General features: G+C 69.8%; 12 protein-coding genes and 2 pseudogenes. 8 read left to right on the forward strand and 6 right to left on the reverse strand.

Translation table 11 applies throughout. The features are described 5' to 3' along the window. Positions 1 to 76: 76 nt before the first annotated feature. A complete protein-coding gene (rpsB, locus tag GFH48_RS12400) occupies positions 77 to 1,003 on the reverse strand; it encodes a 30S ribosomal protein S2 (protein WP_153288327.1) in 927 nt (308 codons plus the stop codon). Positions 1,004 to 1,273: 270 nt separating this feature from the next. On the opposite strand from rpsB, the gene GFH48_RS12405 reads away from it, so the two are divergent. Beyond that, positions 1,274 to 1,963, forward strand: a complete 690-nt coding sequence (locus GFH48_RS12405; protein ID WP_228120538.1) for a murein hydrolase activator EnvC family protein — start codon at positions 1,274 to 1,276, stop codon at positions 1,961 to 1,963. Between the two features lie 333 nt (positions 1,964 to 2,296). On the opposite strand, the gene GFH48_RS12410 is transcribed toward GFH48_RS12405, so the two are convergent. The 4 genes and pseudogenes from GFH48_RS12410 to GFH48_RS12425 form a co-directional block, all read right to left on the reverse strand. Beyond that, a complete protein-coding gene (locus GFH48_RS12410; protein ID WP_153292878.1) occupies positions 2,297 to 2,854 on the reverse strand; it encodes a TetR/AcrR family transcriptional regulator in 558 nt (185 codons plus the stop codon). Positions 2,855 to 2,987: 133 nt separating this feature from the next. Continuing rightward, on the reverse strand, positions 2,988 to 3,830 hold the full coding sequence (gene whiG, locus GFH48_RS12415) for an RNA polymerase sigma factor WhiG (protein WP_153288329.1): 843 nt from the start codon (positions 3,828 to 3,830) through the stop codon (positions 2,988 to 2,990). Positions 3,831 to 4,101: 271 nt separating this feature from the next. Then, positions 4,102 to 5,337: a DNA-processing protein DprA gene (gene dprA, locus GFH48_RS12420; RefSeq protein WP_153288330.1), complete on the reverse strand. Its 1,236-nt coding sequence runs from the start codon at positions 5,335 to 5,337 to the stop codon at positions 4,102 to 4,104. A 380-nt stretch (positions 5,338 to 5,717) separates the two neighbouring features. Beyond that, positions 5,718 to 6,638: pseudogene (locus tag GFH48_RS12425) on the reverse strand (YifB family Mg chelatase-like AAA ATPase); the annotation flags it as partial. Positions 6,639 to 6,805: 167 nt separating this feature from the next. On the opposite strand from GFH48_RS12425, the gene GFH48_RS12430 reads away from it, so the two are divergent. From GFH48_RS12430 to GFH48_RS12455, 6 genes are all read left to right on the forward strand, one after another. Beyond that, positions 6,806 to 7,921, forward strand: a complete 1,116-nt coding sequence (locus GFH48_RS12430) for a tyrosine-type recombinase/integrase (protein ID WP_228120539.1) — start codon at positions 6,806 to 6,808, stop codon at positions 7,919 to 7,921. Beyond that, positions 7,918 to 8,265: a helix-turn-helix domain-containing protein gene (locus GFH48_RS12435; protein ID WP_153288331.1), complete on the forward strand. Its 348-nt coding sequence runs from the start codon at positions 7,918 to 7,920 to the stop codon at positions 8,263 to 8,265. Before GFH48_RS12430 ends, GFH48_RS12435 begins: the two co-directional genes overlap by 4 nt. Then, entirely contained in the window at positions 8,262 to 10,817 is a 2,556-nt protein-coding gene (locus GFH48_RS12440; RefSeq protein ID WP_153288332.1) for a site-specific integrase, read from the forward strand. The genes GFH48_RS12435 and GFH48_RS12440 overlap by 4 nt, the downstream gene beginning before the upstream one ends. Before the next feature lie 66 nt (positions 10,818 to 10,883). After that, on the forward strand, positions 10,884 to 12,449 hold the full coding sequence (locus GFH48_RS12445) for a serine/threonine-protein kinase (RefSeq protein WP_228121319.1): 1,566 nt from the start codon (positions 10,884 to 10,886) through the stop codon (positions 12,447 to 12,449). Positions 12,450 to 12,905: 456 nt separating this feature from the next. Further along, positions 12,906 to 13,076 carry a hypothetical protein gene (locus GFH48_RS12450; protein ID WP_153288333.1) on the forward strand — a complete coding sequence of 57 codons (171 nt, stop codon included), beginning with the start codon at positions 12,906 to 12,908 and terminating at the stop codon, positions 13,074 to 13,076. A gap of 11 nt (positions 13,077 to 13,087) precedes the next feature. Further along, on the forward strand, positions 13,088 to 13,843 hold the full coding sequence (locus tag GFH48_RS12455; RefSeq protein ID WP_153288334.1) for an RNA polymerase sigma factor: 756 nt from the start codon (positions 13,088 to 13,090) through the stop codon (positions 13,841 to 13,843). 38 nt (positions 13,844 to 13,881) lie between these two features. On the opposite strand, the pseudogene GFH48_RS12460 reads toward GFH48_RS12455, so the two are convergent. After that, positions 13,882 to 14,343, reverse strand: a pseudogene (locus GFH48_RS12460) (magnesium chelatase domain-containing protein); the annotation flags it as partial. 92 nt (positions 14,344 to 14,435) lie between these two features. Here GFH48_RS12460 and GFH48_RS12465 point away from each other — a divergent pair. Continuing rightward, positions 14,436 to 14,921 carry a hypothetical protein gene (locus GFH48_RS12465; RefSeq protein WP_153288335.1) on the forward strand — a complete coding sequence of 162 codons (486 nt, stop codon included), beginning with the start codon at positions 14,436 to 14,438 and terminating at the stop codon, positions 14,919 to 14,921. The last annotated feature ends 102 nt before the right edge of the window (positions 14,922 to 15,023 follow it).

Consider the following 15,023-nt stretch of genomic DNA (forward strand, 5'->3'; position numbering starts at 1 on the left):
GAAGTCTGAAGATCTACGGGGCGGACGGCGGGGGCTTGGTGCGCCCCCGCCGTCCGTTACCCGAAGGGGTGAGGGGTCAGGCCTGCTCGGCGTCCGCGGCGGGAGCCTCGACGACAGCCTCGACGACGGGGGCCTCGGTCGCGGCCTCGGCGGCCGGGGTCTCCTCGGCCTGCTCGGCGTCGGCGACCTTCTCCGTCTCGGCGGAGGTCTGGACCTCGGCGTCGTCGGCCTTCTTCTCGCCCTCGAGGAGGTCACGCTCCCACGCGGCGAGCGGCTCGCCCGCGGCCTTGTCACCCTCGGCCTTGCCGGCACCGGAGCGGGAGATGAGGCCCTCGGCGACAGCGTCGGCGATCACGCGGGTGAGCAGGGTGACGGAGCGGATCGCGTCGTCGTTGCCCGGGATCTTGTAGTCGACCTCGTCGGGGTCGCAGTTGGTGTCGAGGATGGCGACGACCGGGATGTTGAGCTTCCGGGCCTCACCGACCGCGATGTGCTCCTTCTTGGTGTCCACGATCCAGACGGCGCTGGGCACCTTCTGCATCTCGCGGATACCACCGAGGGTCTTCTCCAGCTTGGCCTTCTCGCGCGAGAGCACGAGAAGCTCCTTCTTGGTGAGACCCGAGGCGGCGACGTCCTCGAAGTCGATCTGCTCGAGCTCCTTGAGGCGCTGCAGACGCTTGTAGACGGTCGAGAAGTTGGTGAGCATGCCGCCCAGCCAGCGCTGGTTCACGTAGGGCATGCCGACGCGGGTGGCCTGCTCGGCGATGGCCTCCTGCGCCTGCTTCTTCGTGCCGACGAACATGACCGTGCCGCCGTGGGCGACGGTCTCCTTGACGAACTCGTAGGCGCGGTCGATGTACGACAGCGACTGGAGCAGGTCGATGATGTAGATGCCGTTGCGCTCCGTGAAGATGAAGCGCTTCATCTTCGGGTTCCAACGACGGGTCTGGTGACCGAAGTGGACGCCGCTTTCCAGCAGCTCCCGCATCGTGACGACGGCCATGGCCGTTCTCCTTGGTGTTCTCGGTTGTGCCGCGTGTGCCGGACGGCACTCGCGCCTGACGCCCGCGTTGCGCCTTGCCACAAGGGACCGAGGGGCGCTGACACCGGCTTTTGATGACCGCGTGTCGGGGCGTGCGAAGTCGACCCGGTGACCCGGATCGCCACGAGAAGTGTACGGGACCCGCGAGGTGCGGGGTGACGCCGCTGTCCACAACCGGGCGGTGGTCCACAGATCCCGGCCAAGATCCGCCCGATGCGGGACCGTTCTCGCATGCGAGCGAAACGATGCGTGCGTACGTGGCTGGAGTTGCTGTCGGGAATCACGGTGGCCGCGCTGGCCATACCTGCCGGGCCCACCGTGCCCACCGGCCCTGCCGGGCCCGCCATACGGGCCGTCTCAGCACCCGTGCCCGTCGCCCTGGCCACCCCGACGTCCTCGGCACGGCCGGACGGTCCCGCACCTCCGGTCCCCGGGGAGCCGCCCGGCGCCGGGGCGAGGGTCCCGGCGGTCGCCCGTCTCTGGCCGGTGGGCACACGCCCCTCGGTCCTGCGGGCCTGGCAGCCCCCGGCGACGCCCTACGGCCGCGGCCACCGGGGCGTCGACCTCGCGGCGGCCCAGGGCGACCAGGTCCGGTCCGTCGCCCCGGGCCGGGTCTCCTTCGCCGGCCGGGTGGCGGGCCGCGGAACGGTCGCCGTGGAGCTGGCCGGCACCGGCGACCCGCCCCTGCGCACCACCTTCACCCCGGTACGGGCCACGGTGAAGAAGGGCGACCAGGTGGCCGCGGGCGAGGTACTCGGCACGCTCGAACCGGACGGCTCGCACTGCCCCACGAGCTGCCTCCACTGGGGCCTCCTGCGGGACCGGACCTACCTCGACCCGCTCTCCCTGCTCCCCGCGTGGCTCCTGCACCACGCACCGTCCCGTCTGCTGCCGGTACCGACAACAGGCGGACAACCGTGACCGCCCCCGCCCCGGACACACCTACCGCCGGGGAGGAACCGGTGGGGCCGTGACACCCGGAGAGGGTGGGGGAACGGCGAGGCGCGGAGTACCGCGAGGCCCTCGGGGGATCGACGGGGCCCGCATGCGTGCGGCTAGGGCCCACGGGGATCGGCGAGGCCGCGGGCGCAGGGCACGGCGCGCCGGGCGTGGGTGAGTGGAGGGACGGGTGGGACATGCGCGCCAGGCTTCGAGGGCGACTGGCGGGACAGGTGCGGTGAGGCAGGCGCGGGGGTGGTGGGGGCGGGAGGGGGGAGGGGGGCGGGGGGCGGGGGGCGGGGGCGGAGGCAGGGTTCAGCCGCGTACGCCCCGCAGGGCCATCGCGACCGCCGCGTCCGTGATCGCGTCGGGGTCCTCGGCCGCCCCCAGCTCGATGCGTCGCACGGCCGCGTCGACCACGCCCTGGAGCAGCATCGCGGCCAGGCGCGGTTCGGCATGGCCCAGGTCCCGGAGCGCCTCGGCGATCATCGTGACGAGCCCGCCGTGCGCCGCGCGGATCTTCTCGCGGGCTCCGGCGTCGAGCTCGCTCGCGGAGATGGCCACGACGGCACGGTGGCGCCGGTCCCCGACCAACGCCAGCTGCTGTCGGACGTAGGCCTCGACCTTGCCCTCGGGCCCTTCGGCCGCGGCCATCACGGCCTCGACCTCGGCCGCCCACACGGGAAAGTCGACCTCGCACAGCTCTTCGACCACGGCGGCGCGGGAACGGAAGTACTCGTAGACGGACGAGCGCGCCAGGCCCGTCCGCTCGGCGAGGGCGGGGAAGGTCAGTGCTTCCGTCCCGCCCTCGGACAGCAGGGAGCGGGCCGCGTCCAGCAGGGCGGCTCGCTGCATCGACCGGTGCTCGGCCACGGAGGCCGCTCGAATCCTTGGCACGCCTCCACTTTACGGACGGACGGAGGATGGCGGCAGCCACTCCCACCACCTGGAGGAATCGCGGCCCTGGTGACGAAGGGACGATTCAGCACCCGCGCCACGCTCCGGATCAGCGTCCGAAACTGGCCAGCTTGGCGCGCAGTTGCAGCACCGACTTGGTGTGGATCTGGCTGACCCGGCTCTCGGTCACTCCCAGGACGTTCCCGATCTCCGCGAGTGTGAGGCCCTCGTAGTAGTAGAGCGTGACCACGGTCTTCTCCCGGTCGGGCAAGGTGTTGATCGCCCGTGCCAGGAACCTGCGCAGTTCCCGGTCCTCGGCCACCACGACCGGGTTGTCGGCCGCGGTGTCCTCCAGGGTGTCCATCAGGCTCAGCCGGTCGCCGCCCTCGCCGCCGACGTGCAGGAGCTCCTCCAGCGCCACCACGTTGGCCAGGGACAACTGGCTGAAGACGGCATGGAGGTCCTCCACCGCGATCCCCATCTCGGCGGCCACCTCGCCCTCCGACGGGGTGCGTCGCAGCCGCGCCTCCAGCGTCGCGTACGCCCGCTCCACGTTGCGCGCCTTCTGCCGCACCGAGCGGGGGATCCAGTCCAGTGCGCGCAACTCGTCGATCATCGCGCCCCGGATGCGTGTGATCGCGTACGTCTCGAACTTGATCTCCCGTTCGATGTCGAACTTCTCGATCGCGTCGATCAGTCCGAACACCCCCGAGGAGACGAAGTCCGCCTGTTCCACGTTGGCCGGCAGACCCACGCTGACGCGTCCCGCGACGTACTTGACCAGGGGCGAGTAGTGCAGGATCAGCTGCTCGCGCAGCCGCTCGTCGCCCGTCGTCTTGTACGACCGCCACAGCTCGTCGAGCGTCGAGGGAGCGGGCGGCCGCCTGCTACCGCCGTCGCGGGCGGCTGGGGGGATCGCCGCCCGATCGGACCCGGAGGTGTGCTGGGGCATTCGTCGCCTTGTGCCGTTCTGCCGTGAACTGGGGGTGCCTGGGTGAGCTGTCGCTCTGATGCCGAGTTGTGTGTCTGCGTCGGAACCCACGTGAGCGTAGCGTGACTGAGGTGTCGCAGTGCGCGAAGGGCTGGAGGCGGACCGTGCGCAGATACGTTCCGCTCAGGGTTTGTCCCGGTCACCCTCGTCGCCGTCCGTGACCGTCATCAGCCGCCAACTGCGGGTATTGCCAAGGGTGTCGACGTTCGCCCGGACGGCCGAACACGCTCGGTCAGCACCCGGGCCGACCGTCGCGGACCGAGATCATCATCTGGCGTGTCAACTTCCAGCCGTCGCCGTGTCGTTCGACGAACCCGAGCGAGCGGAGTTCGTACAGTCTCCCGACCGCGTCGTCCGTCGTGGTCCCGGCCCCGCGGGCGATCTCCTCCGCTCCCGTCAGTCCGCGCGCCGGCAGCGCGGCGAGCACCCGTCCGGCACCCGGGTCCAGCAGGTCACGAGGCAGCACGGGCCCGCGCCGGTCCGGGGCCAGCTCACCCATGTCGCCCACCAGTTCCGCGACTTCCGCGGCGTCGGTGACCAGGACCGCCTCCCCGCGCAGCAGTTCGTGGACGCCGGCCGACAACCCGCTGGTGACCGGGCCGGGCACGCCCATCGCGAATCTGCCCAGCCGCTGTGCGGCACGGGCCGTGACCAGCGCGCCGCTGCGGTAGGCGGCCTCGACGACCACGGTTCCCCGGGTGAGCGCGGCGATGACCCGGTTGCGCAGGATGAACCGGCTCGGCGTGGGATGCTCTCCTGGCGGCAACTCCCCCACGACCAGGCCCTGTTCGGCGATCCTGGTGATCAACTCGGTGTGTCCGCGGGGATAGGGCCGGTCGACTCCGCAGGCCAGCACGGCGACGGTGGCCCCTCCTGCCGCCAGGGCGCCCCGGTGCGCGGCTCCGTCCACGCCGTAGGCGCCGCCCGACACCACCACCCAGCCACGCTCGGCCAGTCCGGCGGCGAGGGTGGTCGCCATGTGGGCGCCGTACTCCGTGCACGCCCGTGCGCCCACGAGGGCGACGGACCGCAGTGCCCACATCCGCAGGCTGGGGCTCCCTCGTACCCAGAGTCCGGTGGGACGGCCGTCCCCGAGGTCGTCGAGCTGTGCGGGCCACTCGGAGTCTCCCGGGCACACGAAGCGGATTCCGGCGGCACGGGCCGCCGCGAGGTCCCGCTCCGGGTCGGCCCGCTCGGCCCGCGCCCGCAGTCCCGCCCATCTCCGGTCCGTCACCCCCCTCGGCCGCTCCCCGCCGTCCAGGAGTCCGCGGACGGCCCGCTCGGTCCCGACCTCACGGATCCAGCGCCCGCAGACCTCGTCGCCCGGTTCGGCGACCCGGGCGAGAAAGGCCCGGTGCGCGCGCTCGCCCGCACGGTCGGGGTCCTGCCGGTGCGCGCCTTCCCTGCCGACGTCCGCCTGGTGGGCGCGCTCCTGACAGGCATCCCCGTACTCCCGCCGCGCGCCCACCGGGCAGGGATCCCCACGCTCCTGACGCGGGCCCACCTGACAGGGATCCCTACGTTCCTGATGCGAGCCCACCCGCAAGGCACTCTCGGACTCCTGCCGCGGCCCCTCCCCGCAGGCGCCCCCGCAATCCTTTCGCGCACCCTCCCGGAAGGCGTCCCCGCAGTCCGTGCCCCGGCAGGCGCGCTCCCGGCGCACATCCTCGCGGTGGACGTCCCCAGGACCTGCGCCCTCTCCGCGGCCCCCTTCCCGCTCGCCTCCACGGCCGTCCCTACGGGCAGCGTCCGCCCCGCGAGCGCCATCCTGCCGCCCGTCCTCCCGCCGTCCGTCCTCCCGGCGCCCGGCGTCCCGGCTCTCGCCCTCCCGGGGTGCACCTCGGCCGTTCATGACAGTGCGCCGATCGCCATCGGCACCCCGCGCGGCACCCCGGTGCGCAGTTGCAGCGCGAGGGCGACGTCCGTCGCGTCGGGCCGGTCGTGTCCCACGAGGTCGGCGACGGTCCACGCGACGCGCAGCACCCGGTCGAGGCCCCGGGCGCTCAGTACGCCCCGCTCCAGGCTCCGCTCGGCCTCGTCCAGCGCGCCCGGCGACGCGTGCCACCGGCTGCGCAGCTCGCGTCCCGGCACTTCGCTGTTCGTCCGCCAGGGGGTGCCCGTCAGGCGCGTCGCGGCGCGCTCCCGGGCCGCCTGTACGCGGCCGGCGACGGTTTCCGTGGATTCGCCGCGCGCCCCGCGCCCGGTCAGTTCGGAGCGTGTGACCCGGTCCACCTCGACGCGCAGATCGACCCGGTCGAGCAGGGGGCCGGAGAGCCTGGCCTGATAGCGCCGGATCGCGGAGGGCGGACAGTCGCACAGGTCGTCGCGGCGCGAGAAGCGTCCGCAGGGGCAGGGGTTGGCGGCGAGCACCATCAGGAACCGTGCCGGGAACCGCACCACTCCCGCGCTGCGCGCGATCACGACATGCCCCGCCTCCAGGGGCTGGCGCAGCGCGTCGAGGGCCTGGCCGCTGAATTCCGGGGTCTCGTCGAGAAAGAGCACCCCGCGGTGGGCGAGCGACACCGCGCCCGGTCGTGCGATTCCCTGGCCTCCGCCGACGAGGGCCTGCATGGTCGCCGAGTGGTGGGGCGCGCAGTAGGGCGCGACGTCGACGAGGGGTTTGCCCGGTGGCAGCAGACCGGCGACCGAGTGGACGGCCGTGACCTCCAGGGACTCGCCCCTGGTGAGCGGTGGCAGGACGGCGGGCAGCCGCTCGGCGAGCATCGTCTTGCCCGCCCCCGGTGGGCCCTCCAGGAAGAGGTGGTGTCCGAACTCCGGGGAATTGCATCTGATGCGCGACAGGATGTCCGATGCTGCCGGGACCTGCGCTTCATCGTAATGGCTTGTCATGTGTCATTCACCTTTCTGACCAGGCAAGGTGGAGACCATCGTGCATCTGATGCATTATTCGGTCTTCCACTGCATGGGAGGTCGGAGTGGTTCGAAGGGGTGAGGAGCCACCGGGATCGGCCCGGCTGCTGCTTATCGATGGGGTCTCGCTGTTGCACCCCGAGGACGCCGTCTTCGAGGCGATGCTCGAAGGCTGGGAGAAGCAGCAGCGGGGGCGCCGTCTCGGGGTCGATACGATCGGCGAGCGGGTACGGGTGGTACGGCGGTTCACCGAGTTCAGCGGCGAATACCCGTGGCGGTGGACCGCGGCCCACATGGACGAGTGGTCGACGACCTTGATCGCCGAACTCCAGAGGGCGAGGTCAACGATCCGCTCCTACCAGGGGGCAATCCGGCAGTTCTGCGACTTCCTCACCTCGCCGCACTACACCTGGGTTAGCGAGTGCGAGAAGCGGTTCGGCACGCATCCGGTGCAGATCTGTCACGAGTGGAACACCGCGGCGCACCTGGACGAGTACGAGGGCGACGCCGACCGGAGGCCGATGACGCGGGAGGAGATCCAGGCCCTCTTCGACTACGCCGACGACCAGGTCGAACACGCGGTCCGCCGGGGCCGCAAGGGAGCCTTGCAGGCCTACCGAGACGCCACGGTGTTCAAGACCATCTATGGCTGGGGGTTGCGCTGCCGTGAGGTGTCACGGCTGGACGTCACCGACTTCTACCGCAACCCCAAGGCACCTGAGCTGGGACGGTTCGGGCTAATGACAGTCCGCTATGGCAAGGCCAGCCGGGGCTCTGGCCCGCGCCGCCGCACGGTGGCCAGCGTGATGCCGTGGGCGGTGGAGTCCCTGGAGGACTACCTGGTCAACATGCGTCCGCGGTTCCGGCACCAGGCCGGCCACAAGGCTGTGTGGCTGACCGAGCGGGGTGGACGCCTGCAACCGCGGGAAATCGAGGAACGGTTCGCCGCCTACCGCAACGCCCTCGGCTTCGACGAGGACCTGGTGCCGCACTGCCTGCGGCACTCCTACGTCACGCACCTGATCGAGGACGGCGCCGACCCGAAGTTCGTACAGGAGCAGGTCGGGCACCGCTATGCGTCGACGACCGCGATCTACACCGGGGTCAGCAACGACTTCATGAACACGATGATGCGCAAGGCGCTGGACCGTGCCTTCGCTGCCGAAGGAGAGATGGCGTGACCGCGAAACTCGACTACCAGTGGCACCTGCGCGAGCTCATGGCCCAGCGAGGCATGTTCTCCACAACGGACCTACGGCCGCTACTCGCTGAGAGGGGCATCGACCTGTCGGCCAGCCAGACCTACCGGCTGGTGACTGAGAAGCCCGAACGGCTGAGCATGAAAACGCTGATGGCCGTACTCGACATCCTGGGCTGCCGGATGGAGGAACTCATCGAGCCGGTCCGCGCTACCGCGAAGGCCAGGCGGACCGCCTCCGACCAGGCCCCGGCCGACGGCACCGCAGAGGGCGGTGTCGGCTCGTTCCGGCCCCGGCGGGCCCGCATCCTCCCCGATTCCCAGTGAGCGTCCAATCCAGGGAAGCACCTCCCAGGTTCCTCACCGACCCGCGCACGGTCATCGCGGAGGCCGTCGTCGCCACCGACGCCGGCATCGCACCCGAGACCGTCGCGCTGGAGATCGTCCGGGTCGCCGACACCCGGGCCAAGCAACGCCGCCTGGCCCGGGCCCTGGCCGAAGACCCAGAGCTGCTCTCCTCCGGCCGACCGGAAGGCCCACGGCAGGTCGAGGACCTCATCCGCGCCCTGCTGCCGCACGGCTCGACCAAACTCGTCCTGCCCCGCTGCGCCGGATGTGGGCAGCAAAAGCGACTATCCCGCACCAACGGCACACGCCGCATGTGTGCGTACTGCGGAGGAAAAACCGCCGGACAAGGACAGCTGAGACTGCCCTGCAGCATCTGCGGCAAGTCCCTGAAGGTCGTGGGCTGGGACCGCGATGGCCGTCCCCGCTGCCAGCGGCACCGCCCGGGTCAGCAGGGCGAGGTGGAAGAGATCTGCTTGATCCTGCACAAAGCAGGAACCGGCCTGGACGCCACGATCCTGAAAGACCTCGTCACTCGGGCGCTGCCGCTGCCTTCGCAGCAGCGCAGTGTCCTGGTCGAGCTCATGCGCCGTCCCGGACTACTGACCGGTGAGGGCGCCCACGGCTCACCACGGGTGATCGCTCTGATCAACGCCCTGCTCACCCAGCACGCGCAAGGCATCACCGCGCCCTCCTGCCCGTTCTGCCACCGTCGGGCCGAGCTGAAATATCGCCGTGACGAGCTCCGGTGCTGCCGCAACTGCTACGACGAGGCCCGGATGGAATCCTGCTCGGACTGCGGACGGCCTACCAGGGTCAACCGCCGCACCCCCGAGGGGGGACCGTTGTGTTGTTCCTGCGCCCGCCGCGATCCTGTCGATCACGAGTTATGCGCCGGCTGCGGACGCCTCGCCCTCGCCCGGCACGACACGGAGGGCAAGCCCTGGTGCAAGCGGTGCTGGCGCGACCCGCTGGCCGTCTGCTCGGTCTGCGGAATCCTCAAACCCTGCCACTTCGCCGGCACTGACGCACCCCGCTGTCCGGCCTGCACGGCCCGGCGGAACACGGCACCGTGCTCACTCTGCGGCGACGACCGCGCGGTCTGGGCCCGTGCGGCGAACGGCGGTCCGCTCTGTGAGCGGTGCAGCCGCCGCAGAGAGCCCTGCGCGCAGTGCAGTCACACCCGGCCCGTCAACAGCCGCGGCCCTGACGGAGGCGCCCTCTGCAAAGTCTGTTATCCCAAGCACCCGATCTCGTTTCGCGAGTGCTCCCGGTGCGGCAGCCATGAACGCCTGCACCACCACGGGATATGTCCGGCCTGCGCCGCCGACCGCCAGCTGCGCGCGCTACTCACCGGTTCGGACGGCATACTGCGGACACCGCTAGAACAGGTGGCCGCCGCCCTCGCGGCCTCGCCGCCCTCATCCCTGCTGCTCTGGCTGGGCAGGCCGGGCACACAGCAACTTCTTGGCATCCTGGCCTCCGGCGCCGGGCCCGTCACTCACGCGGTCATCGACCAGCTGCCCCGGTCGAAGTCGATCTTCTACCTTCGGGCCGCTCTGGTCGCGCACGACGTCCTGCCCGCCCGCGACGAATACCTCGCGATGTTCGAGCACTGGCTCCCGCGCACCTTGGAAGAGATACCGGATCCCGAAGAGCGAGCGATCGTCAAGCGTTACGGGACCTGGTTTCACCTGCGCAATCTACGGCGTCGCGCCCGCCGTCGCCCGCTCACCCAGGGACAACTCACCACCGCCCGCACTGACATCCGGGCGGCTATGCGCCTGCTGAGCTGGCTCCACGAACACGGCATGAGCCTGGCCACCTGCACGCAGGCCGACATCGACGTCTGGCTGAGCGGCGGGCAGAAGGGCCGCACCGTCATCCGCAACTTCATGATCTGGTGCTCAGCCCGCGGCTACTGCTGCCGCTTCGAAATCCCGACCCACACCACGACTCGCGGCCAGGAAGTGCTCCCCGAAGCCGACCAGCGGTGGACCATCAGCAAACGCCTCTTGACCGACACCTCCCTGGACACGGTGGACCGGGTCGCCGGCTGCCTCGTCGTCCTCTACGGACAACGCATCAGCCGCATCGCCGGGCTGACCACGGATCAGGTTAAGGAGACATCTGCCGGCCTGACCCTCATTCTCGGCTCCGCGCCCCTAAATGTCCCCGAACCGCTCGCCGCCCTGATCCGGGAACTCGTACGCAGACGCCGCGGCCACGCCGCCCTCGGCCACACCGACGCCCACCCCTGGCTCTTCCCCGGCGCCCGCGCGGGCCGCCCGATGAGCGCAGAGCACCTCGGCACTCGGCTCAACCGGATCGGACTCCGCGGCCGCGCCGGCCGCAACAGCGCCCTCTTGGACCTCGCCGCCGAACTGCCCGCCGTCGTCCTCAGCAACCTGCTCGGCATCCACGTCGAAACCGCCACCGCTTGGGCCGCCGAAGCGGGCAACATCCGCCCCGGCTACGCAGCCGAACTCGCCCGCCGGGCGCGCGAACACCCTGCGCACTCCCCGCCTCCCTGAAAAGGTTGCGCCTGCGACAATGATTACTTTATGTTGTCCCCGGGACAACCTTTTCAGGAGGTGCTGATGGCACGCTTGGGTGGCGTGAGCGAAGTGGCAGGTCTTCTCGGTATCAGCCGACAGCGGATCGCCACCTTGCGCGACAAGGGGACGTTCCCGGATCCGGTCGCCGAGATCGCACTCGGCCCGATCTGGGACCTGGATGAAGTGGAGGCCTGGATCGGTTCGGGTCTGCGCCGCACAACTGCGGGACGCCCGAGTGCCGCGGAAGCCCGCCGCATTCTGGGCAACCGCTTCACGCTGGAGGAACCCCCCGTCGGCAGCGGCGGATTCGCAGATGTCTATAGGGCCACAGACACCAAGACGGGCAACCTCGTGGCTGTGAAGGTCCTGCGGGACGTCGAGAACATCGAGGAGGAGGCCGCGCGTCGGTTCGTGCGTGAGCTGCGGCTCCTCAGCGAGAAGCTCTCGCACCCGAACGTCATCCCCGTCATCACCCACGGGGACTGCACGGAGACTTCCGAGATTTGGTACGCGATGCCGCTCGCGCGGGGCAACCTCCACGACGTCGCGGGACAGTTCAAGGACAACCTGCCAGCAATCGCGGACGTGATGCGCCAGATCTGCGCCGGCCTGACCTATGTCCACCAGGCGAAGGTGCTACACCGGGATCTCAAGCCGGCGAACGTTCTGCGGACCGCCGAGGGCGGGTGGGCGATCAGCGACTTCGGTCTGGCCCGCGAAGCCGAGCGCCAGTCCGAGGCCCTCACCTCCACCCTCGCCCAGGGCCTGGGAACCTACGTCTATTCCGCCCCCGAGCAGTGGAAGAAGCCGAAGGACGCGGACGAACGGGCCGACGTCTTCTCTCTGGGAAAGATCCTCCAGCACCTCGTCACCGGGGAACTACCGCTGTCGGACGACGACATCCCCAACGGTCCGCTCCGCCCCGTGATCCTGCGTGCGACAGCCAGGCACGCGAACCGCTACCGCACACCGAGCGACCTCCTGAACGCGATCGAGAAGGCAATGGAGGCCGACAAGATCACCTGGCAGGCCCCGAGCGACATCGCGGACATCCTGACCTCTCGGCTCGCCGCCAAGGATGCCGACCCCATCGCGGTCGACGAGTTCCTCGGCTGGGCCCAGCGAGTCGACGCAGATGACCTGCTCGCCCAGAAAGAAGTCATGCGCGTGTTGGGCGCCATGTCGGCCGAGACGATCCAGCTCTGCTGGCAGACGGACAGCGCCGCCTTCATCGCCATCTTCGCCAACTTCTGCACGACCGTGAACGCCTCCACGTTCCCGTTCGAGTACTGCGACGTCATCGCCGACTTCGCCAGGCGCGCGGTGCGCACTACCAGCGACGCCACCGTCCTCAGGCTGACCGTCCAGACGCTCCCGGAGTTGGGGCACTACCACAACCGTTGGCACGTCCGGGATGTACTCACCGGCATCCTGCAGCCCATCCGCGACGCCGAAACCGCACTCGTGGCGCTCGAAGGCATCCAGACAGCCGTGCCGGCAGACGTCGCCTGGTCCATAAACGACTTCGTCCAGCGCTCGCTACACCCACTCCTCCGGGAAGGTATCCGGGAGATCAAAAAGAAGGCGCCCGAAGTCCTGGCCTCCTGACCCCCTCAGCCCGATGATGGCCCCGTTCGCATGGGCCATCATCGGGCTGAGGCAATCCGAGCACCTTCCGGATGAGGTGAACCCGAAGCATTTGCGCTGCTGAAGTGCCCCTGAAGGCCAACGGAAGCAATTAGAGCGAATCGATAGTGACTTGCGTCACTACCGCGACGGCTTCTCCTGCGAGATCGACCTATGAAGTAGTTAGTCGAGCTCATCACGCACCGCGTGCTACTCGATCCGCAGGGGGCCCGCCGCGCTCCGCCAAGAAACCGGCGGGCCTCCCCTTGCCGTTCCCTCTGTGACGCACCCCACAATTCTCCGGGGTTGCATTGCATTGCCCGCTCACACTGCGCAATGATCCCATCACACCGGCCACACGGCCGAACGCGGACACATCCCGATCTTGGCGGAGCGGGGCTCTGTGACCGTGACGATGCGGATCGAAGAGAGAACACCATGGCGGCATGCGTGCTGCCCGGGGACACCCCCTGGGAAAAACCACACCCTCAGACCTGGGTGGTGGTCATCGTGATCATCCTGGTTCAGAGTGGCCACCTCACCGCTGACCAGGCTCTGGAACTGCTCACCCTGCTGGGTGCTCTGTTCCACACGGACCGCGAGCAGTAGTTCCCTAGGCAGTGCAGCGTTCCACCAAAGCAGATCGCGCCGGCGGCGACAACCCGTCGCCGGCGCTTTCCGCTGCCCAGGAACTCTCACCTGCCGAAGAGTCTGCCCGACTCGCCGCCGACGCCCAGATCGTCGACATCCTCCGCGCGGAAGGCTTCACGGGACCGCGATGGGGGGTCGTCGAGGAACGTCTCATGCACTACGGGTGGTCGGTGCTCATGAAGTGGGTGCAGGACGGCCAGATCTTCGAAGAGTGCAGCAAGATCAACCGAGGCCTTCGCGCCGACGAAACAGTCCGCAGCATCCTGCGGGACAACCGGGAAGCGCGCAGCGACCTCGTGACGGACACCGTGATCGCCGCGTCGGACAGCTTTCGCGAAAGCCTCATGATCGGTCGCTGGGAACCAGGCACTTCCAGCCTCACTACGTACTTCACCGGCGCCTGCATCAGGAGCTTCCCGAACAGCTACCGACGCTGGAGCAAGTCGCTCGAGAACCGTGACCTGCTCCTTTTCGACGATGCGGAACTCGTCACTGTCCTGGACAGGGACTTCGCCCTGGGTGATCCGGATCCGGCGGCGGCCGTCATCGCCAAGGAGAGTGAGCAGAGCATCATCGCCACCTTGCCCACGAACCTCCGCAAGATCGCAGAACTGCGCGCGCTCGGCTACATGAACACCGAGATCGCAAAGATCCTGAACCTGTCCGTCGACACGGTCGAGACCCGGCTCGCCCGCGAACGCAAGCGGCGCAAACGACGCCGCTAACTCTCATTCCTCAAGTTCCAATAGCCGGGCTTACCGATACCCGCCGCGGCGACCTCCACGGCGGTGCGCGCGGAGCGCTGGCCCACGACGTCGGCGAGGTCATGACCCTGGTCGTGCTGGGCGCCGTGCATGCCGGTGGCCGCGCCGGTGCCCGGCATGCGCAGGCCGGCCATCAGGGGCTGGGGCCGGCCCGCTTCGTCGGGGTCCTCCTCGGGGACCGGTTCGTCGGTGAGCATGGCGATCAGCTGTGCGAGGCTGCGCACGCCGAGCACGGAGATCCCCGGCACCAGTGAGGCCTCGGCCGCCGCGCACTCGGGTACCACCACCTGTTCGTATCCGGCGTCCGCGGCGGCGAGGACCGCGGGCAGTACTCCTCGCACCGGCCGGACGCGCCCGTCGAGCCCCAGCTCGCCGATCATGACGATGTCGGAGAGCACCCGGGGGTCGATCCGCTCCGCCGCGCCCAGGACGGCGCAGGCGACTGCGAGGTCGAATGCTGCTCTGAGACTCTTCTAACGCAAGACGGCCCCCGACGGTGTTAGCGCACCGGCGAGGGCCTGACGGATTTACCTGAGCAACCAGGAGACCCGCTGTGCTTCAGCTTCTCATGTCCCCCCGCACCGCCCGTACCGTCCGCCGCCTGATCGGCACCGTCGCCGACGCCGTCCGCTCGGTCATCGCCCCCGCCGCCCTCGCCACCGAGCAGGAGCAGCCGGCCGTCGAGACCGTCCCGGATCCGGCCGACGTCCTCACCGCTGACGAACTCCCCACCGTCGAGACCATCGAGGCCGCGGCCAAGGAGTACGAGCGCGCCGCCGACCAGGCCCGCCGCGCCGACCGTGGGAAGCGCGCAGCGAAGAAGGTCCTCGACAAGCTGCCCGCCGGCATCTACGGCGGATGGAAGATCTTCCGCACCCCGTCCTCGCGGCAGACCCCGGACCTCGCGGAGATCACCCGCATCTTCAAGGAGAACGGTCTCGGTCCCGTCCCGATGAAGGCCTGCGCCCCGAGTCTCAAGGTCGAGGCCGTCGACATCGCCCCGGTCTCCGTCGAGGTCCTCGCGACGGTGGCCGCGTGATGGAGCGCACCCCGAAGGCGGCCCGCGCTGAGCGGGCCGCCCGCCCGGCCCCGTCGCCCCGCACCGGCGACTCCGACCCGGACATGAACGAAGCACTCCGCC

The sequence above is a fragment of the Streptomyces fagopyri genome (genome assembly GCF_009498275.1).
GTDB lineage: Bacteria > Actinomycetota > Actinomycetes > Streptomycetales > Streptomycetaceae > Streptomyces > Streptomyces fagopyri.